The sequence below is a fragment of the Microbacterium phyllosphaerae genome, assembly GCF_050628115.1.
Lineage (GTDB): Bacteria > Actinomycetota > Actinomycetes > Actinomycetales > Microbacteriaceae > Microbacterium > Microbacterium phyllosphaerae_A.
In genome coordinates this window covers 2,368,235-2,393,681 of record NZ_CP192502.1, presented here as the reverse complement: position 1 = coordinate 2,393,681, position 25,447 = coordinate 2,368,235, and the positions used below count along the sequence as shown (strand labels likewise).

Annotated in this window: 24 protein-coding genes; 7 read left to right on the top strand and 17 right to left on the bottom strand. The window is 69.2% G+C overall.

Translation table 11 applies throughout. The features are described 5' to 3' along the window. The first annotated feature begins 13 nt into the window (after positions 1-13). Both hrpA and ACQ4LY_RS11305 read left to right on the top strand, forming a co-directional pair. Positions 14-3,916, top strand: coding sequence for an ATP-dependent RNA helicase HrpA (hrpA, locus tag ACQ4LY_RS11310; protein ID WP_431071501.1), 3,903 nt, complete (start codon positions 14-16; stop codon positions 3,914-3,916). Between the two features lie 9 nt (positions 3,917-3,925). Further along, positions 3,926-4,870, top strand: a complete 945-nt coding sequence (locus tag ACQ4LY_RS11305; protein WP_431071498.1) for a quinone oxidoreductase family protein — start codon at positions 3,926-3,928, stop codon at positions 4,868-4,870. 4 nt (positions 4,871-4,874) lie between these two features. Here ACQ4LY_RS11305 and ACQ4LY_RS11300 read toward each other — a convergent pair whose 3' ends face one another. The 13 genes from ACQ4LY_RS11300 to ACQ4LY_RS11240 form a co-directional block, all read right to left on the bottom strand. Beyond that, entirely contained in the window at positions 4,875-5,159 is a 285-nt protein-coding gene (locus ACQ4LY_RS11300; protein ID WP_431071496.1) for a WXG100 family type VII secretion target, read from the bottom strand. Further along, on the bottom strand, positions 5,156-5,641 hold the full coding sequence (locus ACQ4LY_RS11295; protein WP_431071494.1) for a hypothetical protein: 486 nt from the start codon (positions 5,639-5,641) through the stop codon (positions 5,156-5,158). Before ACQ4LY_RS11295 ends, ACQ4LY_RS11300 begins: the two co-directional genes overlap by 4 nt. Continuing rightward, a complete protein-coding gene (locus ACQ4LY_RS11290; protein ID WP_431071492.1) occupies positions 5,638-6,123 on the bottom strand; it encodes a hypothetical protein in 486 nt (161 codons plus the stop codon). Before ACQ4LY_RS11290 ends, ACQ4LY_RS11295 begins: the two co-directional genes overlap by 4 nt. Next, positions 6,120-7,397 carry a putative T7SS-secreted protein gene (locus tag ACQ4LY_RS11285; RefSeq protein ID WP_431071490.1) on the bottom strand — a complete coding sequence of 426 codons (1,278 nt, stop codon included), beginning with the start codon at positions 7,395-7,397 and terminating at the stop codon, positions 6,120-6,122. Before ACQ4LY_RS11285 ends, ACQ4LY_RS11290 begins: the two co-directional genes overlap by 4 nt. Next, positions 7,397-7,699, bottom strand: coding sequence for a hypothetical protein (locus tag ACQ4LY_RS11280; protein ID WP_431071488.1), 303 nt, complete (start codon positions 7,697-7,699; stop codon positions 7,397-7,399). Before ACQ4LY_RS11280 ends, ACQ4LY_RS11285 begins: the two co-directional genes overlap by 1 nt. Positions 7,700-7,829: 130 nt before the next feature. Continuing rightward, the gene (locus ACQ4LY_RS11275) at positions 7,830-8,426 is read right to left on the bottom strand and encodes an alkylhydroperoxidase domain protein (RefSeq protein WP_431071486.1); all 597 of its coding nucleotides are present in this window, start codon (positions 8,424-8,426) and stop codon (positions 7,830-7,832) included. Further along, the gene (locus ACQ4LY_RS11270) at positions 8,423-9,043 is read right to left on the bottom strand and encodes a CMD domain protein (protein WP_431071484.1); all 621 of its coding nucleotides are present in this window, start codon (positions 9,041-9,043) and stop codon (positions 8,423-8,425) included. The genes ACQ4LY_RS11275 and ACQ4LY_RS11270 overlap by 4 nt, the downstream gene beginning before the upstream one ends. Beyond that, positions 9,040-10,059 carry a putative FMN-dependent luciferase-like monooxygenase gene (locus ACQ4LY_RS11265; protein WP_431071482.1) on the bottom strand — a complete coding sequence of 340 codons (1,020 nt, stop codon included), beginning with the start codon at positions 10,057-10,059 and terminating at the stop codon, positions 9,040-9,042. The genes ACQ4LY_RS11270 and ACQ4LY_RS11265 overlap by 4 nt, the downstream gene beginning before the upstream one ends. Next, entirely contained in the window at positions 10,056-11,684 is a 1,629-nt protein-coding gene (locus ACQ4LY_RS11260; RefSeq protein ID WP_431071480.1) for a dipeptide ABC transporter ATP-binding protein, read from the bottom strand. The genes ACQ4LY_RS11265 and ACQ4LY_RS11260 overlap by 4 nt, the downstream gene beginning before the upstream one ends. Beyond that, entirely contained in the window at positions 11,681-12,574 is an 894-nt protein-coding gene (locus ACQ4LY_RS11255; protein WP_431071478.1) for an ABC transporter permease, read from the bottom strand. Before ACQ4LY_RS11255 ends, ACQ4LY_RS11260 begins: the two co-directional genes overlap by 4 nt. Further along, positions 12,571-13,518 (bottom strand): ABC transporter permease, encoded by a 948-nt coding sequence (locus ACQ4LY_RS11250; protein ID WP_431071476.1) that lies wholly within the window; start codon positions 13,516-13,518, stop codon positions 12,571-12,573. Before ACQ4LY_RS11250 ends, ACQ4LY_RS11255 begins: the two co-directional genes overlap by 4 nt. 22 nt (positions 13,519-13,540) lie before the next feature. After that, positions 13,541-15,175 carry a TIGR04028 family ABC transporter substrate-binding protein gene (locus ACQ4LY_RS11245; RefSeq protein WP_431071474.1) on the bottom strand — a complete coding sequence of 545 codons (1,635 nt, stop codon included), beginning with the start codon at positions 15,173-15,175 and terminating at the stop codon, positions 13,541-13,543. Between the two features lie 167 nt (positions 15,176-15,342). Beyond that, positions 15,343-16,755 (bottom strand): NtaA/DmoA family FMN-dependent monooxygenase, encoded by a 1,413-nt coding sequence (locus ACQ4LY_RS11240; RefSeq protein ID WP_431071472.1) that lies wholly within the window; start codon positions 16,753-16,755, stop codon positions 15,343-15,345. Positions 16,756-16,874: 119 nt separating this feature from the next. Between ACQ4LY_RS11240 and ACQ4LY_RS11235 the strand changes: the two genes are divergently transcribed. From ACQ4LY_RS11235 to ACQ4LY_RS11215, 5 genes are read left to right on the top strand one after another with little or no spacing between them, the layout of a single operon-like run. Next, a complete protein-coding gene (locus ACQ4LY_RS11235) occupies positions 16,875-17,567 on the top strand; it encodes an alpha/beta hydrolase (RefSeq protein ID WP_431071470.1) in 693 nt (230 codons plus the stop codon). Beyond that, positions 17,564-18,856: an O-acetylhomoserine aminocarboxypropyltransferase/cysteine synthase family protein gene (locus ACQ4LY_RS11230; RefSeq protein ID WP_431071467.1), complete on the top strand. Its 1,293-nt coding sequence runs from the start codon at positions 17,564-17,566 to the stop codon at positions 18,854-18,856. The genes ACQ4LY_RS11235 and ACQ4LY_RS11230 overlap by 4 nt, the downstream gene beginning before the upstream one ends. A gap of 14 nt (positions 18,857-18,870) precedes the next feature. Continuing rightward, complete coding sequence (locus tag ACQ4LY_RS11225; protein WP_431071465.1) at positions 18,871-19,926, top strand: LLM class flavin-dependent oxidoreductase; 1,056 nt, start codon at positions 18,871-18,873, stop codon at positions 19,924-19,926. A gap of 38 nt (positions 19,927-19,964) precedes the next feature. Then, complete coding sequence (locus tag ACQ4LY_RS11220; protein WP_431071463.1) at positions 19,965-20,960, top strand: Gfo/Idh/MocA family protein; 996 nt, start codon at positions 19,965-19,967, stop codon at positions 20,958-20,960. After that, the gene (locus tag ACQ4LY_RS11215; RefSeq protein WP_431071461.1) at positions 20,953-21,936 is read left to right on the top strand and encodes an NYN domain-containing protein; all 984 of its coding nucleotides are present in this window, start codon (positions 20,953-20,955) and stop codon (positions 21,934-21,936) included. Before ACQ4LY_RS11220 ends, ACQ4LY_RS11215 begins: the two co-directional genes overlap by 8 nt. A gap of 22 nt (positions 21,937-21,958) precedes the next feature. Here ACQ4LY_RS11215 and ACQ4LY_RS11210 read toward each other — a convergent pair whose 3' ends face one another. From ACQ4LY_RS11210 to ACQ4LY_RS11195, 4 genes are all read right to left on the bottom strand, one after another. Then, positions 21,959-22,252, bottom strand: a complete 294-nt coding sequence (locus tag ACQ4LY_RS11210) for a Dabb family protein (protein WP_431071459.1) — start codon at positions 22,250-22,252, stop codon at positions 21,959-21,961. Beyond that, positions 22,249-23,274, bottom strand: coding sequence for a sugar phosphate isomerase/epimerase family protein (locus ACQ4LY_RS11205; protein WP_431071457.1), 1,026 nt, complete (start codon positions 23,272-23,274; stop codon positions 22,249-22,251). The genes ACQ4LY_RS11210 and ACQ4LY_RS11205 overlap by 4 nt, the downstream gene beginning before the upstream one ends. A gap of 28 nt (positions 23,275-23,302) precedes the next feature. Continuing rightward, the gene (locus tag ACQ4LY_RS11200) at positions 23,303-24,154 is read right to left on the bottom strand and encodes a sugar phosphate isomerase/epimerase family protein (RefSeq protein ID WP_431071455.1); all 852 of its coding nucleotides are present in this window, start codon (positions 24,152-24,154) and stop codon (positions 23,303-23,305) included. Between the two features lie 83 nt (positions 24,155-24,237). After that, a complete protein-coding gene (locus ACQ4LY_RS11195; protein WP_056513624.1) occupies positions 24,238-25,446 on the bottom strand; it encodes a substrate-binding domain-containing protein in 1,209 nt (402 codons plus the stop codon). Between the last annotated feature and the right edge of the window lies 1 nt (position 25,447).

Here is a 25,447-nt window from a genome sequence, read left to right as displayed (position 1 = left end):
CGATGGGAGTGCCATGTCGTCCCCCGTGATCATCTATCCTCCCGAGCTGCCCGTCAGCGCCGCCAAGGACGAGATCGCCGACGCCATCCGCGACAACCAGGTCGTCATCGTGGCCGGTGCCACGGGGTCGGGCAAGACCACCCAGCTGCCGAAGATCTGCCTCGACCTCGGCCGGGAGCGCATCGCGCACACCCAACCCCGCCGGCTCGCCGCCCGCACGATTGCCGAACGCGTGGCCGAGGAGCTGCAGGTCGAGCTCGGCACCCTCGTCGGCTACAAGGTGCGCTTCACCGACAAGGTGTCCGACGAGACACGCGTCGCGCTGATGACCGACGGCATCCTGCTGAACGAGATCCACCGCGATCGGCTGCTCCGCCGGTACGACACGATCATCATCGACGAGGCACACGAGCGCTCGCTCAACGTCGACTTCCTGCTCGGGTATCTCGTGCGCATCCTCCCGGAGCGCCCCGACCTCAAGGTCATCATCACGTCGGCGACGATCGACCCCGAGAGCTTCGCGAGGCACTTCGCCACACCACAGGGCGAGCCCGCACCGGTCATCGAGGTGTCCGGACGCACCTATCCTGTCGAGATCCGCTACCGCGCGCAGACGGAGGAGACCGAGGAGTCCGACGAGGTCACCGCGATCGTCGCGGCGCTGCGCGAGCTCGACAGGGAAGAGCCGGGCGACGTGCTGGTGTTCCTCCCCGGCGAAGCCGAGATCCGGGATGCGGCGGATGCCGTGCGCGGCGCGTATTCGAAGGACCGCTCCCCCACCGAAGTGCTGCCGCTCTACGGGCGCCTGTCGGCCGCCGAACAGCATCGGGTGTTCGAGAAGAGCCGGGTCGCCGGTGTGCGCCGCCGCGTGGTGCTCGCCACGAACGTCGCCGAGACGAGCCTCACGGTGCCGGGAATCCGCTACGTGATCGACACCGGCACCGCACGCATCTCGCGCTACAGCAGTCGCTCGAAGGTGCAGCGGCTGCCGATCGAGGCGATCTCGCAAGCCTCGGCGAACCAGCGCTCGGGCCGCGCAGGTCGCACGAGCGACGGCATCGCGATCCGCCTGTACAGCGAAGAGGACTTCGACAAGCGGGCGGAGTTCACCGAACCCGAGATCCTGCGCACCTCTCTCGCGTCGGTCATCCTGCAGATGCTGTCGCTCGGCTTCGGCGACATCACGGCGTTCCCGTTCCTCACCCCGCCCGATTCCCGCGGCGTGAAGGCGGCCGTCGATCTGCTCACCGAACTCGGCGCGGTGACCGGCAGCGGCGACTCTCCGCGCCTCACCCGCATCGGCCGCGACATCTCGCGGATCCCCATCGACCCCCGCTTCGCCCGCATGCTCATCGAGGCGGGGCGTACCGCATCGGGTTCGTCGAACGTCACGCGCGACGTGCTCGCGATCGTGGCGGGGATGTCGATCCAGGACGTGCGCGAACGTCCGTCGCAGGATGCCCCACAGAGCGTGCGCGACGAGGCGGACCGGATGCATGCGCGCTTCGCCGACCCGACGAGCGACTTCCTCTCGATCCTCAACCTCTGGAATCACCTCAGGGAGCAGCAGCGCGAGCTCGGCTCGAGCGCCTTCCGACGCCTCTGCCGCTCCGAGCACCTCAACTACGTCCGAGTGCGCGAGTGGTTCGACGTGCACCGCCAGCTGCGATCGCTCATCAGGGAGAAGGATGCCGGAGGCTCCGGCACCGCGGATCCGGATTCGATCCACCGCGCCCTGCTCGCAGGCCTCCTGTCGCAGATCGGCATCCTCGACGAGCGGAACACGCCCAGCCGCGGCCAGAGCAAGACCCCGCCGAAGGATGCGAAGCGCCGTCAGGCCGAGTATCGCGGCGCCCGCGGCATCCGCTTCTCGATCTTCCCCGGTTCGGCTCTGCGCAAGAAGAGCCCGCCGGCGGTCATGGCCGCCGAGATCGTCGAGACCTCCCGCACCTACGCACGCACTGTCGCGGCGATCGATCCGGCCTGGGCCGAGACCCTCGCGGGCGACCTCGCGAAGCGCCAGGTCACCGAGCCGCACTGGTCGAAGGATGCAGGGGCTGCCGTCGCGTACGAGAAGGTGACACTGTTCGGCGTCGAGATCATCCCACGCCGCCGTGTGCAGTTCGCCCGGATCGACCGCCCGGCCTCACGCGAGCTGTTCCTCCGGCACGCGCTGGTCGAGGGCGAATGGGACCCGATGCGCATCGACAAGCGCGTGAGCGCGTTCTGGCGCAGCAACGCCGAGTTGCGCAAGCGCCTCGAGAAGCTCGAGGAGAGGGAGCGCCGCCGCGACATCCTCGCGGGCGACGAGGCGGTCTTCCGCTTCTACGACGAGCGCATCCCGTCCGACGTCTTCGACGTGCGCTCGTTCGAGAAGTGGTGGCGCGAGCAGCTCGCCACCACTCCGAAGCTGCTCGTGATGCGCGAGGCCGACCTTCTCGACGACGACAGCCGCGCCGACCAGAACGAGTTCCCCACCAGGTGGACCCAGGGCGATCAGGTGCTCGGGCTCGCGTACCGCTTCGAACCGGGCGCTGCAGACGACGGTGTGAGCGTCGTGATCCCGCTCCCCCTGCTCGCGCAGATCGAGGATCGGGGCTTCGACTGGCAGGTGCCGGGGCTCCGAGCGGAACTCGTCACGGGTCTGCTGCGCGCCCTGCCGAAGGCGATCCGCCGTCACGTCGTCCCCGCGGCCGACTGGGCCGACAAGTTCGGCGCCGAACTCACGGGAGAAGGTCCGGAATCGCACGGAGGGCTGCCCGGCCGCACGCTCAAGGACGCACTCGCCCGCCTGATCCAGCCGCTCGCGAACCAGCTCGTCTCTGCGTCCGACTTCGAGGACGACCGGGTGCCTGCGCATCTGCGCATGAACTTCCGTGCCGTCGACGAGCGCGGGCGCGTCGCGGGATCGAACCGCGACCTCAGCGCGCTGCAGGCCGAGCTCGCCGATCGGGCGCGCAGCAGCGTGGCCCGATCGATCGCGGCGCCGCCCCGCCGCCCCGGCCCCTCGAAGGGACCGCAGCCCGCTGCCGTCGCCGCCTCGATCGAGAAGGACGGCCTCACCACCTGGATCTTCGGCGACCTGCCCGACGTGCTCGACACGCGCGTCGCCGGCGGTGTCGTCCGCGGCTACCCGGCGATCGTCGATCAGGGCAAGACCGTCTCGGTGCGTGTGGAGTCCACGGCCGATGCGGCGGTCGCGGCCACCCGTGCCGGCGTGCTGCGCCTCGTGCTGCTCGGCGTGCCCTCGCCGTCGTCCTACGTGCAGCAGCACCTCACGAGCCAGGAGAAGCTCGCACTCGCCGCGTCGCCGTACCAATCGGCCGCAGCGCTCATCGAGGACTGTCGCGCAGCCGTCGTGCAGAACCTGATCGACCGGGCGCACCCCGGCGGCATCATCCGCACCGAGGCCGAGTTCATGCGCGTGCGTGACACCGTGTCTGCTTCCCTCGTCGACGAGCTGTTCGCCTGCGTGTCACTCGTCGCCCGCATCCTCACCAAGACGCGTGATGTCGAGCGCGGCATCAAGTCGCAGAACTCACTCGCGCTGCTCGGCCCCCTCAACGACGTTCGCACGCAGCTCTCGGGCCTGCTGCACCCGGGGTTCGTCTCGTCGGCGGGCGTCGACCGGCTCGCTCACTTCCCGCGCTACCTCGACGGGATGCTCGACCGCCTGAAGACGCTGGCGAGCGAACCCGGCAAGGACCGCACCCGCATGAGCGAGTTCGAGCGTATGGCGAAGGTGTTCGAGGATGCCGGGGGCACGATCCCGCTCGCTCCGGATGCACCACCCGCGCTCGTCGAGACGCGCTGGCTGCTCGAGGAGTATCGCGTGAGCGTGTTCGCGCAGCGTCTCGGCACTGCTCAGCCGGTCTCCCCGCAGCGCATCATGAAGGTGCTGTCCGCACGGGGGTAGCCTGAAGGCATGGCTCGCGCGATCGTCTACACAGAGTTCGGTTCCCCTGACGTGCTGCATCTGATCGAGACCCCCGATCCGATCGCCCTGAGCGGCGAGGCGGTGGTGCGCATCGAAGCCGCAGGCGTCAACCCGATCGATGCGAAGCTCCGCTCGGCCAAGCGCCCGTCGCCGCCCATCACCGAACCGCGCGGCGTGGGCTTCGACGGCGCCGGTGTGATCGAATCCCTCGGCGACGACGTCGATGCCTTCGCCGTCGGCGACCGCGTGGCGATCCGCGACACGGTCGGCACCTACTCGAGCCTGCTCGCCGTGTCGGTCGACAAGCTCGTCGCCCTCCCCGATTCGGTCACGGCTGCGGAGGGCGCGGGCATCGGCATCCCCGCGGGAACGGCGTACCAGGCGCTTCGCTCGCTCGGCGTCACGAAGGGCGACGTGCTGCTCGTGCACGGCGGCTCCGGATCGGTCGGGCAGGCGGCCGTGCAGTTCGCCGTCGCCTGGGGCGCCACCGTGGTCGCCACCGCCAGCCCCGCCCGCCACGATCAGCTGCGTGAACTCGGTGCGATCCCGGTCGCCTACGGCGAGGGGCTGCTCGAGCGCGTGCGCGAGGCGGCTCCTGGCGACGTCACCGTCGCTCTCGACTGCGCAGGCACCGACGAGGCCATCGACACGTCGCTCGCCCTGGTCGCCGACCGCGACCGCATCGCGACGATCGTTCGCGGTCCCGACGCCGCATCGTTCGGCATCCGTGCTTTCTCGGGCGGCTCCCCCGTGCCGCTGACCGATCAGGAGCTCGCGTGGCGAGCCGAAGCCCTCCAGGCGACCGTCGAGCTGCTCGCGGCGGGTGACTTCACGATCGAGCTCGGTCCCGAGCTCCCTCTCGCCGAAGCCGCGCAGTCACATGAGCTCATGGAGTCCGGAGCCGCCTCGGGGAAGATCGTCCTGATCCCGTAGAGCTTCAGGACCAGACTCGAGCGGCCGTCGAGGCGGTGGCCATCGAGATGGAGTTCGCGGTGATCAGCCGGCGCGTGGCCTCCGCCAGCAGCGCCTTCATGCTCGCGATCGACACGGACCACTCCCGTTGTGCCTGGTCGTGGGCTCGTTGTGCCTGCCCGTCCCACCCGGACTTCAGCCGTGCGACCTCAGAATCGAGGGTGTCGAGTTCCTGCTCGAACGCCTTCACGGTGAGCGCGAGCCGCGCGACAGTCTCGGCGACTGCGTCATGTCGGACCGAGACCCTCATCGCAGTTCCGAAAGGTCCTGTGTGAGGTCGAGCTCGCGCAGGACATAGGGCTGTGAGACGGCTTCGGTGAGGTAGAACATGTAGAAGACCGCCGCTGCTTCCTCGGCCGTGAAGACCTCATTCGAGAACACTCGCACCGCGCGTGTGTCGCTCATCGGGATGAGGGTGGTGGTGCCGTGTGCCGACTCGGGCCTGCCGACCGTATACAGATGGTGCTCCCCGTCGGGGCCGGGAAGTCGCACCTCCACCGTCATCGCTTCAGCCGAGCCCGCGGCCTGCATGAAGGAACCGTTCGCGGGTTCGAGGTAGCCGTCGGCCCTTGTGGGGTCAGCGCCCCGCCAGATCGAGTACGTGTAGTCCGTGTGAGCGTCCAGCCACTCCAGCGTGCGTTGGAGTCGCTCCGGGATCGTGAGATGCTCATCCGCCAGCCAGCCGATTCGGCCGTCGTTCGCGGCCTGGACGAAGGGTCCATAGAGAGTCATCGTTCCTCCGAGAGTTCGTTCGAGAGATCCAGCTCGCGAAGCACATACGGCTGCGAGACGGCATCGGTCAGGTAGTACGTGTAGAAGATCACTGCGGCTTCGTCGGCGGTGAAGACCTCGTTGGAGAAGACTCGGACCGCGCGGTCTTGGCTGATGGGAATGAGGGTGGTCGTGCCGTCTGCGGGCTCCGGCCGTCCGACCGTGTACAGGTGCGACTCACCGTCGGGGCCGGGGAGCCGCACTTCGACGGTCATCGCGTCGGCTGAGCCTCCGGCCTGCATGAAGGAGTCGCCGACGTCAGCGGGAGTGACGAATCCCTTGCCGGGGTCGGTCGCCCTCCAGATGATGTACGTGAGCTTCTCAACGCCGTCCAGATTGCTCAGCATGAGCCGCAGCTGATCCGAGATCGGGCGATACCCATCTGTGACGAATCCCCACAGGCCAGACGGACTCTTCTCGCCATGCGTCTCTCGAATACTCACGGTACGAACCTCGTCTCTACACGGGTGACGACGATGTCCTCGCCATCGAGCTTCCCGCGGGCGGGAGTGCCATTCCTCACCGCTTGATCGAACTGCCATTGCGTGTTGCTGGGTCCGTATCGATCGACCGCGCTGCCCGACTTGACTTCGATACCAGTGTAGGTATTCGTCCCGTCGTTGTTCTTCACCAGGCCGTCGTACTTTCGACCGTTCTGCGGGGAGTTCTCATAGTCAACCTTGATTTTGGTCCGGATCACATCCGCGTCGTTTTCCCTCGCGAACTTATCCAGCTCGGCCTTCTCTTTCACATCCCAGAGCTTGACCTCCTGCCCTTGGGCGAAGGTACCGGCTTCGTCTCGCCCGTCGCCGCGGTCGATGCCACGGGTGCTTTGCGATTCGTTGAACCAGCGCCCGGCGGCGTCGCCCATCATCGTCGCGCCTGCACCTGCCACTCCTACTCCGGCGACGACGAGGGCGGGAGAACCGGCCAGGGCACCGACGCCGGTGACGGTGATGGCCCCGCCTCCGGCCGCTAGAGCGGCACCGCCGAGGAACGTCGCAGCGCCGCCGAGGAGCTCGAGGATAATGTCCGGGTGTTCCCAGAGCGTCTGGGCCGAGATCGCGAGCATGTCCATGGTCGCCTGGAACGGCTGGACGACGGCGAGGGTGAAGACCACCTCGGTCATCGCGTGCTGTGTCTGCCTGGCGGCCTCCGCGTCGGTCAACGGCATGCGAGCCGCAGCCGCGGCCTCGTCCACACGGATCGCGCAGTCCCGCGCATAGACCTCGAGAGTCGCCCGGGCGGTGAACAGAACCTCACGCGCCTGCTCGTGCGCAGGACCTGCCGGGTCGACGAAGGGCACGTCGGCCTCGGGATGCCGCAGCCCCTGCCCGACGCGCAGCTCCCGCACGTGCGCGCGATGCGCGGTCAGCGCCGCAGCAGCCTGCTGCTCTGCCTCGTTCCACAGAGTGATGGCACGGTCGGCCTCGTCCTGAGCCCACTGCAACGCGTCGGCCCACGTGAACAGTGCGCAGGCCCCCGCCCGGAGCCACTCGCTCGCACGCTTCCAGTGCAGAAGCTGGCGCTCGAACCGTTCGAGATAGGCGTCATAGGCGGCGCCTTTCCACGTGCCGTCGTCGTCCAACGTGGCGAGGTCATCGCGCACCCGGGTCGCCTCTGTGCTGCGCGCCTTCCACGCTTCCGCGGCTGCGCGCACGTCGGACACCGCACCCGGCACGAGATCGGTCGCGGACTGGGACTGCCCCAGCTCCATCAGTCGTCCCAGATCAGCGCGTCGACCTCGGCCTTCGCCGCATCGGTGCCCTCATCGAAGACCCGTGCGGTCGTGCCCAACCTGTCCGCGAAATCGTCGGTGTCGGTCACGCGAGCAGACAGCCCGACGGACCACGCGGTGCTGAAACCTGCCGCCGCCGCGACCACCCACTCGTGCCCGGCATCACCGGGCTTCATCACCTCCGAAGGACCCAGCACGCCGACGATGCGCCGCGCCTTGGACGCCATCGCCCTCAACACGTCGGTGTCGACGTCGTAGAACGTTCCGCCCCCAGTCGTCATGCGTCGACGCTAGCAAGCTATACGTCGTCATATGACTACTATGCGCAGTATGCCGATACTCTCGCGCAAACCATCAGCCCCCTCCGGCCGCGGGACGGCAGAAGGGGGCTGGCGCAGAATTCGCGCGGGTCTAGACAGGAGCGACCGGGCGGCCGATCGAGAGCATCAGGCGGTTCGCCCAGTTGAAGAACGCCGCACCGTGGATCACGTCGGCCACTTCGAGGTCGTCGAGTCCCGCGGCGCGCAGACGGGCGACCTCGGCAGGCCCGAAGGCACTCGGGGTGTCGGTCAGGGCGACGGAAGCGGCGACCACAGCGTTCCACCGCTCGCCGAGGTCGGCATCCACTCCCTCATCGAGCAGGCGGTCGACGTCGTCGACCCGCTTGCTGTGGTGCGCCGCGAAGCGCGCGTGCACCGACGCACAGAACACGCAGCCGTTGCGGCGTGACGCAGCGGTCGCCGAGAGCTCGCGCTCGGCACGCGGAAGCCCCTCCTTGGCGTTGTAGAAAATGTCCCTATCGACGAGCGTGCGCGCCTTGAGCACCTCGGGGTCGCGCGCCAGCAGCCGGAAGTAGTCGTTCTTCGCGCGCGAGGCGTCGACGAGCCCGTCGTAATGGCGCTCGGTCAGCTCCGCCTCAGCAAGAGGGGGAAGATGAGGCGTCCAGCCGACCTCGGCGCGGGTGAAGGCCTCGGGGTGCGGTGAATCGTCGTGCAGACGCTCGGTCATGCTGCCTCCTCCTCGGAGTCGGATGCCGCGGCGATGCCGGCGGCTGCGAGAACCCTCAGGCCGGTGACGACGCGCTGCTGGAACGCGAGGAACGAGACGAGCTGCGAGAGGGTGACGATGCCGTCGGTCGACCACCCCGCATCCACCAGTCGCTGAATGTCGGCGGCTGCGGATTCGCGCGGACGGAACACGAGCAGGTGCGTGTGCGCGAGGGCGGCGGCGAGACGCTCGCCGAGCACCTCCGCGACCTCGGGCGACGGCGTGTAGCGCTCGCCCTCGGTGTTCTCGTCCTGCAGGCCCGCTTCGGTGTACGAGCCGAAGGGTCCGGACACCGCGGCGTCCGTCGCCTCGGCGATCACGACGGTCGCGCGCTGCGGATCCACCGCCAAGGCCCGGTCTGCGTAGAACGTGCCCGTCGCGTCCGTGTCGCCGGCGAGGCGCGTGGCGAATGCGGCGATCAGCTCGCGCTCGGCCTGCGACACCTCCTCCGTCGACACCGGCGCGAAGAGCGCGTCGAAGCTCGCCTGCAGCTGCTCCCTGGTGACGGGGCGACGACGCCGCAGAGCATCCAGCTCGGGCGTCACCCCTACGATCTGATCGACGATGTCGGTGGTCATGCCTTCTCCTTGATGGTGTCGGTGAGGGTGTAGCCGAGGGCCGGGGCAACCTGCTCGGCGAAGAGCTCGATCGAGCGCAGCACGTGTTCGTGCGGCGCGTCGACGGAGTGCACCTGGAACGCCACCTCGGTGGCCCTCGCCAGGGTCGCGTCGGCGGCGAGCGATTCGGCGACCTGCTCGGGGGTGCCGAGATGGGTGTCGAGTGCGACTATCAGCTCGCCGAGGTCGTCGCCGGGGATCGTCTGCCCCTGACGTCGGAATCCCTCGGCGGCACGGCGCAGTCCGACCTCCGCGAAGCGCAGTGCCTCGGCCCGGTCGTCCGCGACGAACACGGTGCGCGAGGCGGTCACACGAGGGGCGACGCCATCGGGCAGCGCCTCGAGGTACGCGTCGATGATGGGATCCTGCAGCGCCGAGAGCGGTGCGTGCAGAGCATCCGTCGACCGCGGCTGGGTGCGGGAGAGCAGCAGGCCGTGCCCGTGGATGCCGGCCCGATGGCCGCCCGGTGCCGAGAACGTCGCCTGCCAGATGCGGTCGGCGAGCGTGCCGGCATCCGGATAGAGGGTGTTCTCGGCGCCGATGTCGCGCCCCGAGAGCGCGTCGAGCAGCAGGTGGAGCTTGCGGTCGTAGGTCGGCGCCTTGTCGCGCACGTCCTCGCCGAACGGGCCGAACGACGAGGGTGTGCCGCCGCTGCCCAGACCCAGGTCGATGCGTCCGTCTGCGAGAAGGTCGGCGACGACCGCATCCTCGGCGACGCGCACCGCATCCTCCAGCGGCAGCGTGATCACGCCGGTGCCGAGGCGGATGTGTGACGTCTGCGCCGCGACATGGGCGAGGAACACGAGAGGGGACGGGAGGCCACCCTCGGCCGCACGGAAGTGATGCTGGGCGACCCAGGCGCGTCCGACGCCGTATCGCTCGGCGTGCCGGATCTGCTCTCCGGCCAGCGCGTACCGCTCGGCGGGTGCCGCGTCGTCGAGCAGTCGCGTGAAGAAGGCGATCGTGGGTGCGGTCATGAGGGCTGCTCCGTTCGTCCGGGGACGGCTGCGAGCAGCTCCCTGGTGTATTCATGCTGCGGGGCGTGGAAGAGCTCCTCGGTGTTGCCCTCCTCGACGATGCGGCCGCGGCGCATGACCGAGACCGTGTGGCTGATCCTGCGCACGACCGCGAGATCGTGCGAGATGAACAGGTAGGTCAGACCGAGCTCTGCCTGCAGCGAGGTGAGCAGTTCGAGGATGCGGGCCTGCACCGTCACATCGAGGGCCGAGACCGCCTCGTCGAGCACGACGATCTCGGGGTCGATCGCCAGCGCCCTGGCGATCGCCACACGCTGGCGCTGACCGCCCGAGAGTTCGCGAGGGGTGCGCGTGGCGACGTCGCTCGCCAACGACACCCGGTCGATCAGCGCGAGCGCCCTGTCCTTGCGCTCGGCACGCGAGCCGACGCCGAAGTTCTGCAGCGGCTCGGAGATGATGTCGACGATCTGCTGCCGCGGGTCCAGGGACGCGAACGGGTTCTGGTAGACCAGCTGGATGCGGCGGCGCAGCGCCCGCAGCTTCTGACCCGACAGCCCGGTCACGTCTTCGCCGTCGATCTCGATGGCCCCGGCGTCCGGCTGGTGGAACCGCGTGATCAGACGCGCGGTGGTGGTCTTGCCCGACCCTGACTCCCCCACCAGCGCGTGCGTCGTACCCCGGCGGACGCGGAACGAGACGTCGTCGACTGCACGGAAACGCTCGCGCCCGGCGACCCTGAACTCCTTGACGAGGTCTGTGGCGGTGATCGCGAACGGGTTCTCGGCGGCCACTGCCGCCGCATCTCGCAGGAACGGCGGAGCCTCGGGCCTGCGGAATCCCGTGATGAACGCCGGCGCGTCGGCGAGCAGCTGCTTCGTGTACGCGTCCGACGGCGCCGCGAGAACGGTCTCGCTCGCCCCCTGCTCGACGATGCGTCCGTCTTTGAGCACGACCAGGCGCTGCGCACGGTCTGCGGCGACACCGAGGTCATGGGTGACCAGCAGGATGCTCGTCCCCTCGTCGCGGCGCAGTTCGTCGAGCAGGTCGAGCACCTTTCGCTGCACCGTGGCATCCAGCGCGCTGGTCGGCTCGTCGGCGATCAGCAGTCGGGGTCGCAGCGCGATCGCCGATGCGATGAGCACCCGCTGCCGCATGCCGCCGGAGAGCTCGTGCGGATACTGGCGCACGCGCAGATCGGGGTCGTCGATGCCGACGCGATCGAGCAGCTCGATCACCCGTGCCCGACGCGCACGACGGTCGCGGTGCCCGTGCAGCTTCAGCACCTCCTCGACCTGAGCGCCGATCGGGCGCACGGGGTCGAGCGACGTCACCGGGTCCTGCGGGACGAGACCGATCTCGGGCCCGCGGATGCTCCGCAGCGAGCGATCCGTCCACCCCGAGATGTCGAGGTCGCCGAGGCGCACGGTGCCGCCCTCGACCCGACCGCCGGCGGGCAGCAGGCCGAGCAGCGCGTGCGCGGTCGTGGACTTGCCCGAGCCGGACTCCCCCACGAGCGCCAGTGCCTCACCCTCGGCGATCTCGAACGACACTCCGTGCACGACCTCGCGCTGACCGGTGCGTGTGGCGTACGAGACTCTGAGGTCGTCGACGGCGAAAACGGTCATCGCGAGTTCCTTCCGATGCGGTGCGAGATGCGGTTGGCACTGAGCACGACCGCGACCACGACAAGACCGGGCAGTGCTGTCAGCCACCAGGCGGTGGCCGTGTAGTTGCGGCCCTCCGCGATGAGCAGGCCCCACTCCGGAGTGGGCGGCGGAGCGCCGTAACCGAGGAACCCCAGCGTCGAGATCGCCAGGATCGCGGTGCCGAACTGCAGCGCCGCGAGCGCGACGATGGGCGTGAGCGAGTTCGGGAGCACGTGGCGACGGAGGACGGTGAGGAAGGTCCCGCCGCTGCCGTATGCCGCCTCGACGTACTCGCTGCGCCGCACGCGTGCGACCTCCGACCTCATCAGACGGGCGAAGGCGGCCACGCTGCCGAGGCCCACCGCGATCGCCGCGTTCACGGTTCCGAACCCGAGCAGGATGATGACCGACAGCGACAGCAGCAGACCGGGGATGGCGAGCAGCACGTCGACCACGCGCATCAGGATGTCGTCGACGACGCCTCCGATCGCGCCGGCGACCGCTCCGAGGAGGGTGCCGAGCGCGAGGCCGACCGTGACGGCGATGAGAGCGCCGGAGAGCGAGTGCACCGCGCCGTGGACGACGCGACCGAACAGATCGCGGCCGAGGGTGTCGGTGCCGAAGAGGTGTGCAGCGCTCGGCGGCAGCAGCTTGTCGGCGGGGGTCCCGGTGAGCGGATCGCCGGGCGCGAACGCCCCGGGGATCAGCGCCCAGAGCACTGCGAGCGCGACGACGACGATCGCGAGGTAGAGACCCCAGGGCCGGGAACGCAGACCGCGGGCCCGCCTGCTCGGGGCGGATGCGGCGGCATCCTGCTCCGGGGGCTCGACAGCGGGATCGGTCGATGCGGCGATGGCGGCGACGGTCATGCCGAGACTCCTGCCTTCGAGAGGGCGCGCTGGCGGGGATCGATCAGCGGGGTGACGAGGTCGACGGCGAAGCTGATGAGGACGAAGCCGAGGGCGGACAGCAGCACCACACCCTGCAGCACGGGGATGTCCTGATTCGACACCGCCTGCTCGGTGAGCCGGCCGATGCCGGTGCGGCCGAACACGGTCTCCGTGACGACCGCGCCGCCGACCAGCTCGCCGAACAGCACACCGGCGATCGTCAGTGTGGGCAGCGCGGCATTGCGCGCGACCGAGCGGGTGAGAACCCATGCCGGCGGCGCACCCTTGGCCCGGACGACCGTGATGAAGGGCTGCGCCTGCACCTGATCGATCGCCCGCACCAGCACCTGTGCGAGCGGTGCCGAGATGGGCACGGCCAGAGTGAGCACGGGCAGGATGAGCCCCGCGACCGGGTCGGCGCCGACGATCGGCACCCAGCCGAGGCCGAAGGAGAAGACCTGGATCAGCAGGATGCCGAGCCAGAACACCGGCACGGCGACGAACAGACCCGGTACCTGCCGGATGCCGTTGCGCAACCATGCGAACCGGGCGAGAGAGGAGAGCCCTGCGACGAGCACCGCGATCAGCAGCGCCACCACGAGTCCGAGCGACGCCAGCAGCAGGGTCGACGGCAGCGCCTCGGCGAGCATGGTCAGCACCGGGGTGCCGAACTGCGTCGAGTATCCGAAGTCGCCCGCCGCGAACCCGAGCCCCGCGTGCACGTACTGCTGCCACCAGGGCAGGTCGGTGCCGTATGTGGCGCGGATCCCGTCGAGCTGTTCCGGCGACAGCCCGAGGCTGGGGTCGGAGAACTTGATCAGGATCGCATCGCCCGGCAGCATCTGCAGCAGGAAGAAGGTGGCCGTGAAGGCCGCGATCAGAACGATCGCGGCCTGCCCGGCTCGTCGGAGGACGAAGCTCATCAGTGCACCGAGTCAGTCAGGCTCAGTGCTCGGCGAGCCAGACGCCCGCGAAGGTGGGGCGACCGACCGACTCGAAGTCCACACCGTGCACGTAGGTGGCGGCGCCGTAGACCTGCGGCTCCTCGAACAGCGGGATGACGTACGCCTGCTCGGCGATGTAGTCCTGCACGGCCTGCGAGGCCTCGACCCGCTTCTCGGTGTCGGGCTCGGAGGCCACGGCGTCGAGCAGCGCATCGAGCTCGGCGTCGTTCGAGATCAGCGCGTCACGGTTCTTCGTGTAGTACTGGCTCTTGATCACGTCGAAGTCCGCGCGGCCGACCATCGAGTGGTAGAAGCCGGTCTTGAGCGGGTCGCGGGTGTCTGCCGCGTAGGAGCCGGCGTCGGCCGGCTTCACCGTGAGCTCGACGCCCACCTTGGCGAGCTGCTGGGCGACGAGCTCGAGGGTCTGCTTCGAGAGCGGCTGCGGGGCGGCCTCGTAGACGGTGATGGACAGCCGCTCGCCGTCCTTCTCGCGGATGCCGTCGGAACCGGGCTCCCAGCCGGCCTCGTCGAGCAGCTTCTCGGCCTTGTCGGGGTCGTAGGCGTAGTGCTCCGACTCGTCCTTATAGCCGAGGGCCTCCTGCGACAGCACCGACGTCGCGACCGGGTAGTTCTCGGTGAACAGGGTGTCGACGACCTCCTGCGCATCCACAGCGGCGACCAGCGCCTGGCGGACCCGGATGTCGGTGAGCAGCGGGTTCTCGGGGCGCAGCGAGATGGAGTTGTTCACTCCGCGGGTCTGCGGCGCATAGAGGGTGAAGCCGGAGCTCTCGACGCGGTCCTCGTCGAAGGCCTGCACGTAGCGCACGTAGTCGGCCTGACCTGCGAGCAGCGAGCCGATGCGCACGGAGTCCTCGGGGGTCACGAGCACGTGCACGGCGTCGAGGTACGGACGACCCTGGTTCTCGGCGCTCTCCGGAGCCCAGGCGTAGTCCTCGCGGGCGGTCAGGGTGAACTCGGTGCCGAGCTTCTCGTCGGTGACGGTGAAGGGCCCCGCGCCGATGATCGCCTCGGCGTTGCCCGCGCCGAAGTCCTCGATCGTGCCGTCGAGGGTGTCGGGTGAGAGGAGTCCGGAGTTGATCGTCGACGTCGCCTGCAGGAAGCCGGGGGCGGGAGCTGCGAAGCGGAACGTGACGGTGTCCTCGTCGACGACCTCGCTGGAGGCGTAGTTGTTGATCGCCTCCGAGACGGTCAGGCCGCGCTCGGCGTCGCCGAGACCGTAGGTGTCGAAGTTCTTCGCGACCGCGGCGGCATCCAGCGGCGTGCCATCGGAGAACGTGACATCCGGCTTCAAGTTGAAGGTGTACTCGGTGGCGTCGTCGTTCACCGTCCAGTCGGATGCGATCCACGGCTCGATCTCGAGCGAGTCGGGGTTCTGCCAGGTGAGGCGCGCGGTGATGTTGTTGACCACACCGCCATTCGGGTAGAAGCCCGCCTGCGGCGGGTACAGGTTCGTGAACGTCTGGTGCTCCAGGTACGTCAGAGTGCCCCCGGTGATGGGATCGCCGGCCGCGGCCGACGTGTCGGACGGAGCGGGCGACGATGCGCAGGAGGCGAGGCCCGCTGCGAGGACGAGCGGGAGCGCGACGGCTGCTGCGCGGATGAGACGGCGGGTCATGCGGGTCCTCCTGAGAAAGGATGCTGAGGTTCGTGGTGTGCGGGTGAAGGTCACGCTAGGGACTCCGGGCCCCGGGTCGCGAATGGAGTCGTCATGCGCGGACGTGACCTGTCACGAGGCGTCATGCCCGGTCACCCGGCGCAACGCGGCGTAACGGATGAGGCGGTTCAGAGTGCGGCGAGGGATGATGCGGCGCCGTCTCGGGTGCCGACCCCGAGTCGCTCTCTGAGCGTCGGTCTGGCGCCGTCATCGGCTCGGCCGAGGAGTCCCCGCCGACGCAGCTCGGGAGCGGCCAGTCGGGTGAAGGCCTCGAACTGCGCCGGCTGGAACGCCGAGAGCACGTTGAATCCGTCGGCCGCACCCTCGTCGCGCCAGGCCTCGAAGTGGTCTGCGATCGTCGAGGCGTCGCCGACGACGAAGGCGGCGGGCACCGCGTGCGCGGCGACCAGATGACGCCAGGTCAGCGAACCGCCGGCTCCCCGCCCCGCGACGCGTACGCCGGCGATTCGGGCGAGCCTGTCGAGCAGTGCCGCGCCGGCATCGCCCAGCCGAGACGCGTCGTCCGCGGACACGGCCTGATCGAGGCCTGCCACGCGCAGCGGATCGTCCGCAGCAACCCCGAGCGCGTCGGCGAGCGCCGCGACGGACCGGTTCTGCGGGAATGCGGTGCGCGCTGGCTGATGCCCCTCCGCGAGAGGCACGAGAGCGAGCAGGCGCTCGACGATGCGATGGGCTGCGGCGTCTGAGTCCGCGACGACGGGCAGCACCGGAGCGATCACCTTCAGCGTGTCGGGCGAGCGCCCGGCGGCTGCCGCGATCTCGCGCAGGTCGCGACGGGTGGCGATCGCATCCGCGATGTTCGGGGCGGCGATCAGCGCCAGGTCGGCCTCGGTCGCCGCGAGCGCACGAGAGCGCGGAGAAGTGCCCGCGTGCACGATGGGGATCTGGCCCTGAGGCGGGCGGGCGACGTTCAACGGTCCGGAGACCCGCACGTGCGCGCCCTGCAGGTCGGCGCCGCGAAGGCCCTCGGGGTCGATCAGCACGCCGCGCTCGGCATCCGCGATCCAGGCGTCATCGCTCCACGAGTCCCACAGGCGACGCAGCGCCGTGACGAACTCCTCAGCGCGGTCGTATCGGGTCTCGTTGTCGGCGTGCGCATCGCGGCCGTGGTTTCCCGCCGCGCGCGGCTCTGCGCCCGTGACGAGATTCACGCCGGCGCGGCCCCCGGTGAGCACGTCGAGCGAGGCGAGCGAGCGCGCTGTCGCATAGGGATCGGCATAGGTCGTGTTCACGGTGGCGATCAGTCCGATCCGCGAGGTGACCCCCGCGAGGAAGAGCACCGCACTCACCGGGTCGATGCGCGCCAGCAGATACGGGTCGCGGAACTCGAGATCCGGTCCCGTCGCCAGCCAGTCGCCGAAGAACAGGTAGTCGAGCCCCGCATCCTCGCCCTCGCGCGCGATATGACGGAGGATGTCGGCATCCGCAGAGGGGTCGCGGTGCGCACCCGGCTGACGCCAACCCGACGGGTACGCGCCGAGAGTGCGCACCATGGCGCCGATGATGAGGGGTTCGGTCATGCCCCGAAAGTATGAGCGGCTGGATCCGCCCGCCAACCGCTGAGGAAGCGCAGCGAAACGGAGCGCAACACGGCGACACATCCTCGGTGCGTGTCGGTGGCCGATCGGAGGATGGGGGCATGACCACGACCTCCTCCCCCGCACTCTGGACGCCTCCCGCCCGCGTCCGCGGCACGCTCGCCCTCGTCACCGGACGCGGCGAGCGCGCGGGCGTGTACGAGCGCTTCGGCCGCCGTCTGAGCTCGGACGGCTACCTCGTCGCCGTCTTCGAAGAGGACGCCGATGCCGCGAGCGCCTGGCTCTCGGAGGTCACCGACACCCCACGGGTGCTCCTCGGGTCGGATGCCGGAGCATCCGCCGTGCTCCGACTCGTGGCGCAGGGCGCACCCGTCGAGGCGGCGGTCGTCGCCGGAACCCTGGTGGATGCCGAGCTCGACCTGCCGTCCGCCGAGGAGCGCACAGCGTGCCCGCTGCACCTGGGCGTGCTGGCCACCGAGGCCAGCTCCGTCGATGTCACTCCGGCCGAGCCGCTCCCGGCACCCGCAGACCTCGCGGCGATCGAGGTCCCGGTGCTCGCCGTGCACGGCGGCGCCGACGCCGTGTCGCCACTGCCCCAGGTGATCCACGCGCTGCGCGCGGTTCCCGACCTCGAGATCGTCGAGACCGTCGCTGGCCTGCACGACGCGCTCAACGACCAGTCGCACCGCAGCGTCGCGGCGGCGCTCGTGCAGTGGCTCGAGCGTCTGCGCGGCGGTGACGTGCACGCCGCGATCGTGCGCACCCACGAGACGGCGGCGGTGGCGACCGCATGACCGAGTTCTCCACTCGTCAGATCCAGGCGGGATACATCCCGGGAACCCCGCAGAACAGCGCCGTCCCCCCGATCTATCAGACGGCCGCGTACGAGTTCGCCTCGCTCGCCGACGCCGCGGACCTGTTCGCGCTGCGCACCGCCGGCAATCTGTACAGCCGCAACGCGAGCCCGACCCAGCAGATCCTCGAAGAGCGCATCGCCGCACTCGAGGGCGGGGTGTCGGCGGTGGCCGTGGCGTCAGGGCAGGCGGCGGTCGCCGTGACCCTGCTCGCGCTCGTGGGCCGCGGTGGTCACATCGTCGCCGCCACGCAGCTCTACGGCGGCACGGTCGATCTGCTGCAGGAGACCTTCGACGACTTCGGCATCCCGGTGACCTTCGTCGACCAGGATGACCCGGATGCCTGGCGCGCGGCGATCCGGCCCGAGACGCGCGTGCTGTTCGCCGAGTCCATCGCGAACCCGATCGCCCAGGTCCTCGACATCCGCGCCGTCGCGGACATCGCGCACGAGGCCGGTGTACCCCTCGTGATCGACAACACCGTCGGCACCCCGTATCTGGTGCGACCGGGTGAGCACGGCGCGGACTTCGTCGTGCACTCCGCGACCAAGTTCCTCAGTGGCCACGGCACGTCTCTCGGCGGTGTGGTCGTCGACCAGGGCACCTTCGACTTCGGCAGCGAGCCCGCACGCTGGCCGCATTTCACCGAGCCCTACGCGCGCGTCGGGGACTTCACCCTGTGGGAGCGCTTCGGCAGAGGTCAGGCGTTCGCGGCGCTCGTGAAGTCGAAGTACGTGCACGATCTCGGTCCCTCGCTCTCGCCGTTCAATGCCTGGCAGATCCTGCAGGGCGTCGAGACCCTCGACCTGCGCGTGGCGCGGCAGACCGCCACAGCGCTCGCGCTCGCGGAGCACCTGCAGCGGCATCCGGCGGTCGCGACAGTGCACCACCCCGGGCTCCAGGGCAACCGCTGGCATCCGCTCGCCCAGCGCTACCTGCCGCGAGGTGGCCCCTCGGTCTTCTCGTTCGACCTCGCCGTCCCGCTGGACGCCGAAACCCAGGGCAGCGTCGCGCGTGTGATCGACTCCCTGCGGGTCATCCGTCTCGTGGCGAACATCGGCGACGCGCGGAGCCTGGTGAACCACCCGGCGTCCATGACGCATTCGCACCTCACCGCCGAGCAGCGGGCCGCCGCAGGCATCTCGCTCACGACGATACGGCTGTCGGCAGGGCTCGAAGACCCGGGCGATCTCATCGCCGACCTCGACCACGCGCTCGCGCTGGTCTGACCCAAGGAGCCCTCATGGCGATCGATCTCGGCTACTGGACCCCTGTCTACGGCGGATTCCTGCGCAACGTCACCGACGAGGGCCGCATGGCTGCCACGTGGGAGTACATCCGCGAGGTGTCGGTGAAGGCCGATCGCCTCGGGTTCCACACCACGCTCGTGCCTGAGCTCTACCTCAATGATCGCAAGGGCACCGACGCACCGAGCCTCGAGGCCTGGTCGCTCTCGGCCGGCATTCTCGCCGTCACCGAGCACCTGCGCGTCATGACCGCCGTGCGCCCCGGCTTCCATCTCCCGGCCGTGCTCGCGAAGACCGTCGGGACGCTGGATCAGATCGCCCCGGGTCGCGTCTCCCTCAACGTCGTCGCCGCGTGGTGGGCTGAGGAGGCCCGCCAGTTCGGCGGCCGGTTCACGACCCACGACGAACGCTACGTGCAGGCCGAGGAGTTCGTGACGGTGCTGAACGGCCTCTGGGAGCAGACGCCGTACTCGTTCCAGGGTTCGCACTACGCCCTCGACGGGACGATCGTCGAGCCGAAGCCGTCGAGTCACCCCGTGATCTTCGCCGGTGGCGAGAGCGAGGCGGGGCGTGAGTCGATCGCCGGCTTCGCCGACGCCTACGTCATGCATGGGGGCACCCTCGACGAGGTTCGCGCCAATGTGACCGACATGAACGCGCGCTCCGAGCGACTGCACGACCGCCCGATCGCCGAGTTCGGCATGCCGGCGTATGTGATCGTCCGAGACACCGAGGCCGAGGCGCAGCGCGAACTCGACCGCATCACCACCATCGACCCCGACTCCCCCGGCTACGCGTCGTTCGAGGAATTCCAACGCCACTCGAAGCTGTCGCTCGAGCTCACTCGTCGTGAGTACTCGGTCGGCACGAGGGGGCTGCGCCCGAACCTCGTCGGCACGGCCGAGCAGGTCGCCGAGCGCATCCACGACTATGCGGATGCCGGGATCACGCTGCTGCTGATCCAGGCGTCGCCGCTCGACGAGGAGCTCGAGCGGATCGCCGAGCAGGTCTTCCCTCTCGTGCCGCAGCGCACGCTCGCCGCTCTCGCCTGATCGTCCCGGCTGTCTGCCGCACCCTCTACGCTGAGACCATGACTGGTCTTCGTTGGGGAATCCTCGCGACCGGCGGCATCGCCGGCGCGTTCGCATCCGATCTGCGCACCGCCGGGCTCGATCTCGTCGCCGTCGGCTCTCGCTCGCAGGACTCGGCCGATGCGTTCGCGGCCCGCTTCGACATCGCGCACGCGCACCCGTCGTACGAAGCGCTCGTCGCCGATCCCGACGTCGACATCATCTACGTCTCCACGCCGCACCCCATGCACCACGAGGGCGCCCGCCTGGCGCTCGAGGCCGGCAAGCACGTGCTCGTCGAGAAGGCCTTCACCCTCAACAGGGGCGAAGCGGAAGACCTGCAACGCCTGGCGGCCGAGCGAGGGCTCCTCGCGATGGAGGCGATGTGGACGCGGTATCTGCCGCACATGGTCCGGATCCGCGAGATCATCGCCGCCGGCACGCTCGGCGAGATCCGTGCCGTGAGCGCCGACCACACACAGCTCCTGCCCACCGACCCCGCGCACCGCCTGAATGCGCTCGAGCTCGGCGGCGGCGCGCTGCTCGACCTCGGGATCTACCCGATCTCGTTCGTGTGGGACATCCTCGGCGCGCCGACCGGCATCCAGTCGGTCGCGCGCCTGATCGAGACCGGCGCCGATGCCGAGGTCGCGACGATCATGACGCACGAGGGAGGCGCGATCTCGACCACCCTGTCGTCGTCGCGCGCTGCCGGCCCGAACGCTGCGAGCATCATCGGCACGAAGGCCCGTATCGACATCGATCAGGTCTGGTACGCCCCGACGACGTTCCGCGTGGTCCTCCCCGACGGCACCGTGACCGAGGAGTACTCCTCCGACGTCGCGGGCCGGGGCATGGAGTACCAGGCGCATGCCGCCGAGCGTCTCGTGGGCGAGGGCCTGCTCGAGGGCGACATACTGCCGATCGCCGAGAGTGTCGCCATCATGGGCACCCTCGACGAGATCCGCGCCCAGATCGGTGTGCGGTACCCGGGCGAAGGAGCACACAATGGCTGAGGCACACGACGCGCGCGTCGCCGTCTATCTCGACTTCGACAACATCGTCATCTCCTGGTACGACCGGGTGCACGGGCGCAACGCCTACGGCAAGGACCGCCAGCGCATCACCGAGAACCCCTCCGATCCCGAGGTCACCGAACGGCTCTCCCGCGCGATGATCGAGGTCGGGGCGATCATCGACTACGCCGCCTCATTCGGCACACTCGTGCTCACCCGCGCCTACGCCGACTGGTCGTCTCCGGTGAACGCGGTGTACCGCTCGCAGCTCGTCGCACGTGCGGTCGACCTCGTGCAGCTGTTCCCCGCCGCGGCCTACGCCAAGAACGGCGCCGACATCCGTCTGGCCGTCGATGCCGTCGAGGACATGTTCCGTCTGCCGGACCTCACGCACGTCGTGATCGTCGCCGGAGACAGCGACTACGTGCCTCTCGCGCAGCGCTGCAAGCGCCTGGGCCGCTACGTCATCGGCGTCGGCGTCGCCGGTTCCACCGCCAAGTCGCTGGCCGCCGCGTGCGACGAGTTCGAGGCCTACGACTCGCTTCCCGGCGTCGTACGACCGACCAAGGCCACGGCCCCCGCCCCCGCGGCCGTCGAGATCCCAGAGCCGATCGCCGAGCCTGAGCCTGAGCCTGCGGTGAAGACCAAGTCCAGGCAGCCGGCCAAGACCACCAAGGCGAAGGCCGCGGCTGCGGCGTCGGCGAAGATCGACGAGCAGGGCGACGGTACCGAGCAGGGCGAGGCGACCGAGCTGCTGCAGCGGGCGCTGCGACTCGGCCACGACAAGACCGACGCCGACGAGTGGCTGCACAGCTCGGCCGTGAAGACCCACATGCGACGCATGGATCCGTCGTTCAGCGAGAAGGCTCTCGGATACCGGTCGTTCTCGGACTTCCTGAAGTCGCGCGAGAACATCGCCGAGCTCGAAGAGACCGGGCACGAACGCCTGGTGAAGCTGCGCGACTCGGCCTCCTGACCGAGGGCACGGCTCGCGCCGCTCACTCCTCGAAGTCGTACTCCTGGAACGCCGCGACTTCCGGCACCCACCGCTCCGACACGAAGGCGGTGTGCGCGGGGTGCTCGTTGTACGCCCGGTAGGTACTGATGTCCCGGAACATCATCGAGAACTGGTGCTCCAGGTCGCTCTTCGGACTCACCTGCCTGCGGATCGTGAAGTCCTCGACCCCGGGGATCGATGTGAGCACCGCCCGACCGGTGGCCAGGAACTCGCGTTCCTCTGCCGAACCCGCCTCGTGGATCAGACGGAAGACGACGGTGTGCAGGATGGTCATGGGGTGGCTCCGGTCTCCTGGTTGCTGAAGGCGGCATCGAAGGATGCCGTGGGCGCGGGCCACAGCAGCGACCGCACGTGGTGGAGGGCCTCGGGTGCTCCGTGCAGGCGATCCATTCCGGCATCCTCCCACTCGATCGAGATGGGTCCTGTGTAGCCGATCGCCTCGAGCGCTCGGAACGCGTCTTCCCACGGCACGTCGCCGTGACCTGTCGAGACGAAGTCCCAGCCGCGGCGCGGGTCGCCCCACGGCAGGTGCGAGCCGAGCACCCCGGCACGACCGTTGTGCGGGCGCATCCGGGTGTCCTTGCAGTCCACGTGGTAGATCCGATCGGCGAAGTCTACGATGAACCCGACCGGGTCGATGTTCTGCCACATCATGTGCGAGGGGTCCCAGTTGAAGCCGAACGCCCCGCGGTGATCGATCGCATCCAGCGCCCGCACCGACGACCAGTAGTCGTAGGCGATCTCCCCCGGATGCACCTCGTGGGCGAAGCGCACACCCTCACCGTCGAACACGTCGAGGATCGGATTCCAGCGAGCGGCGAAGTCGTCGAACCCGCCCTCGATGACGGCTGCCGGCACCGGTGGGAACATGGCCACATAGGGCCAGATCGATGAACCGGTGAACCCGACGACCGTGTCGATGCCGAGCTTGCGTGCCACCCGCGCCGCCCGCTTCATGTCTTCCGCTGCACGAGTGCGCACGCCCTCGGCATCGCCGTCTCCCCACACGTAGTCGCGCAGGATCGCCTGATGACGGAAGTCGATCGGCGCATCGCAGACCGCTTGACCGGCGAGGTGGTTCGAGATCGCGAAGATCTTCAGTCCATGACGGTCGAGGATCTCGAGTCGGGAGGCGACGTAGGCGTCGTCCTCGTCGGCCCGCCGCAGATCGAGGTGATCGCCCGAGGCCGCGACCTCGAGACCGTCGTAGCCCCAGTCGGCCGCGAGCCGAGCCACCTCCTCGAACGGCAGGTCGGCCCACTGTCCGGTGAACAGCGTGACGGGATGGGTGGTCATGGACACTCCTTCGTATCGCGTGACGGTCTCAGGCGCCGAGGGCCCTGAGCGCATGGATGCTGCGGCGGGCGAGTTCGTCCTGACTCGGTGCGAGAGGACGCCAGACGGATGCGGCGACCGCGATCGTCGCGTTCTCGCCGGTGAAGCTCTCGAGTCCGAGCGGTCCGCGGTAGCCCGCATCATCGAGAGCCCTCAGCAGCTCCGGCCAGTCGGTGTGGTCGTCGCCGACCGCTCCCCGATCGCTGCCGCAGACCTGCACGTGAGCGATCGACGAGCCCGCGGCTCGGACGGCGTCGGCAGGCCGCTTCTCCTCGATGTTGAGGTGGTAGGTGTCGAGGGCGAGCCCGACACCTGCGCCCAGCAGAGGTTGGAGCGCATCCAGGCTCTGCTCGACCGTGTTCAGCACGCTGGTCTCATACCGATTGAGCGGCTCGATCGCCAGCACGATGCCCCTGGACGCGGCCTCCTCGGCCACTGGGCGGAGATTCACTCGCAGTTCGCGCACGACCTCCGCGCGTTCGTCGGGCGTCATCCGCCACGTCACTCCGGTCGGTGCGTAGAACGGGCCGGCGACGACGTCCGACCCGAGCGTGTCGGCCGCGTCGATGCACGATCGCAGGTAGTCCTGCGTCCAGGCCACGTCTCCCGCTCGCGCGAGCAGCGATCGGCCGTGGCCCATGGCCCCGACGACGATCGCGCCGAGGTCGAGTCCGTTCAGGACCTCACGCGTGCGCCCGGGATCCCAGTCTCCGACGTTCTCGAGCGGCAGCTCCAGAGCCTGGTAGCCCATCTCCGCAGCCTTCCGCGCGAGCGGCTCGAGCGTCGCATCGGTGAGTGGAGAGGTCCACACCCACGTGTTGACGGCGATCGTGCGAGGCATCCTGCTCCTTCGGGGATGACGCGTGTGCTCCCACCCTCCCATCTGCGGACGTGCGGAGGGAAGGGTGGGAGCGTCACTGCGGGTTACGGGATCTGACGTTCCTGCCAGACCGTCGGGTAACCGGGAAGGTTCTCCCCGCCGAACTTGGCGTAGTGCCCGTCGGGCATTCCGTCATTCGCCTCGAGGTAGTCGTCGAGCTCCGCCTCGGTGATCGGCTTCTGCGGCAGCACCCACTCCTTCGGCACCTCTTCACCCGCGAAGACCATCTGCGCGGCGAGCAGCGGCGTGCGCCACTGGAAGTTCGAGTACACCGGCGCGAGACCCGTGAGACCCGTCTCCTTCCACTTGCGCAGGAAGCTCATCTCGTCCTCGCCGGTCATCACCGGGTAGTCGGCACCGGCATCCTCGAATGCCTCGATCGCCGCGACCGCGCCGTCACCGGCATCCATCCAGATGCCCTGCACGTCGCCCTTGGCGAGCTCGTCGCTGATGATGCTCTTGATCTCGGCGGGGTCGGCACCGGTGAAGTAGTCCACGGCCTCGATGCCCGCCTCGTCGAAGAGCTTCTCGGCGGCAGCCCACCGGTGTTCGAGCACGTCGACACCGGGGAGGATGCGCAGCGCCACGACCTTGTCGCCCTCTTCGAGGTTGTCGATGAGGAACTCGGCGGTGTCGATGCCCCACGCGAATCCGCCGATGGGGTGGATGAACGTGACAGGGCAGTCGGTGTTCACTCCGCGGTCGAACACGATCACCGGCTTGCCTGTCTCGCACGCCCGCTCGACGGCCGGGGTCATCGCCGCAGTGCTGTTCGGCGAGATGAGGAAGACGTCGCAGCCGCCCTCGGCGATGAAGTAGTCGATGTCGGCGATCTGCGTGTCATCGGAGTCCTGCGCATCGCGGGTCTCCATCTCGCTGATCGCTCCGGCCTCCTGCAGCGACTTGAGCTGCTCGTTCATCGTGATCCAGCCGGTCTGGCGCCACGGGTTCGAGATCGACGCGTTCGCGAAGCAGGCCTTCTTGGCCCCCTCGCTCGCGAACGCGGACGTGTCGACCATCTCGGCGTTGATGTGCTGGAGGTACGGCTCATCGGCCGGACCCTGGGGCTCGACGCCACGCTCTTCCATCTGCTTGTCGAAGAGCTCCTGGTCGAACCACTCGGTGGTCTCGGCGGACTCGTCGGGACTGTCGGATTCGGCCGGCGCCACGGACGGGTCTGTCGTACACCCGGCGAGCGCGATGAGGCCGAAGAGAGCCACCCCTGCGGTGGCGATCCTCATTGATCGTCGCATT

Bases quoted from the DNA above. Each gene is read 5' to 3' on its own strand.
- hrpA (WP_431071501.1), top strand. From the start codon at position 14: ATGTCGTCCCCCGTGATCATCTATCCTCCCGAGCTGCCCGTCAGCGCC.
- ACQ4LY_RS11305 (WP_431071498.1), top strand. From the start codon at position 3,926: ATGGCTCGCGCGATCGTCTACACAGAGTTCGGTTCCCCTGACGTGCTG.
- ACQ4LY_RS11300 (WP_431071496.1), bottom strand. From the start codon at position 5,159: ATGAGGGTCTCGGTCCGACATGACGCAGTCGCCGAGACTGTCGCGCGG.
- ACQ4LY_RS11295 (WP_431071494.1), bottom strand. From the start codon at position 5,641: ATGACTCTCTATGGACCCTTCGTCCAGGCCGCGAACGACGGCCGAATC.
- ACQ4LY_RS11285 (WP_431071490.1), bottom strand. From the start codon at position 7,397: ATGGAGCTGGGGCAGTCCCAGTCCGCGACCGATCTCGTGCCGGGTGCG.
- ACQ4LY_RS11280 (WP_431071488.1), bottom strand. From the start codon at position 7,699: ATGACGACTGGGGGCGGAACGTTCTACGACGTCGACACCGACGTGTTG.
- ACQ4LY_RS11275 (WP_431071486.1), bottom strand. From the start codon at position 8,426: ATGACCGAGCGTCTGCACGACGATTCACCGCACCCCGAGGCCTTCACC.
- ACQ4LY_RS11270 (WP_431071484.1), bottom strand. From the start codon at position 9,043: ATGACCACCGACATCGTCGATCAGATCGTAGGGGTGACGCCCGAGCTG.
- ACQ4LY_RS11265 (WP_431071482.1), bottom strand. From the start codon at position 10,059: ATGACCGCACCCACGATCGCCTTCTTCACGCGACTGCTCGACGACGCG.
- ACQ4LY_RS11260 (WP_431071480.1), bottom strand. From the start codon at position 11,684: ATGACCGTTTTCGCCGTCGACGACCTCAGAGTCTCGTACGCCACACGC.
- ACQ4LY_RS11255 (WP_431071478.1), bottom strand. From the start codon at position 12,574: ATGACCGTCGCCGCCATCGCCGCATCGACCGATCCCGCTGTCGAGCCC.
- ACQ4LY_RS11250 (WP_431071476.1), bottom strand. From the start codon at position 13,518: ATGAGCTTCGTCCTCCGACGAGCCGGGCAGGCCGCGATCGTTCTGATC.
- ACQ4LY_RS11245 (WP_431071474.1), bottom strand. From the start codon at position 15,175: ATGACCCGCCGTCTCATCCGCGCAGCAGCCGTCGCGCTCCCGCTCGTC.
- ACQ4LY_RS11240 (WP_431071472.1), bottom strand. From the start codon at position 16,755: ATGACCGAACCCCTCATCATCGGCGCCATGGTGCGCACTCTCGGCGCG.
- ACQ4LY_RS11235 (WP_431071470.1), top strand. From the start codon at position 16,875: ATGACCACGACCTCCTCCCCCGCACTCTGGACGCCTCCCGCCCGCGTC.
- ACQ4LY_RS11230 (WP_431071467.1), top strand. From the start codon at position 17,564: ATGACCGAGTTCTCCACTCGTCAGATCCAGGCGGGATACATCCCGGGA.
- ACQ4LY_RS11225 (WP_431071465.1), top strand. From the start codon at position 18,871: ATGGCGATCGATCTCGGCTACTGGACCCCTGTCTACGGCGGATTCCTG.
- ACQ4LY_RS11220 (WP_431071463.1), top strand. From the start codon at position 19,965: ATGACTGGTCTTCGTTGGGGAATCCTCGCGACCGGCGGCATCGCCGGC.
- ACQ4LY_RS11215 (WP_431071461.1), top strand. From the start codon at position 20,953: ATGGCTGAGGCACACGACGCGCGCGTCGCCGTCTATCTCGACTTCGAC.
- ACQ4LY_RS11210 (WP_431071459.1), bottom strand. From the start codon at position 22,252: ATGACCATCCTGCACACCGTCGTCTTCCGTCTGATCCACGAGGCGGGT.
- ACQ4LY_RS11205 (WP_431071457.1), bottom strand. From the start codon at position 23,274: ATGACCACCCATCCCGTCACGCTGTTCACCGGACAGTGGGCCGACCTG.
- ACQ4LY_RS11200 (WP_431071455.1), bottom strand. From the start codon at position 24,154: ATGCCTCGCACGATCGCCGTCAACACGTGGGTGTGGACCTCTCCACTC.
- ACQ4LY_RS11195 (WP_056513624.1), bottom strand. From the start codon at position 25,446: ATGCGACGATCAATGAGGATCGCCACCGCAGGGGTGGCTCTCTTCGGC.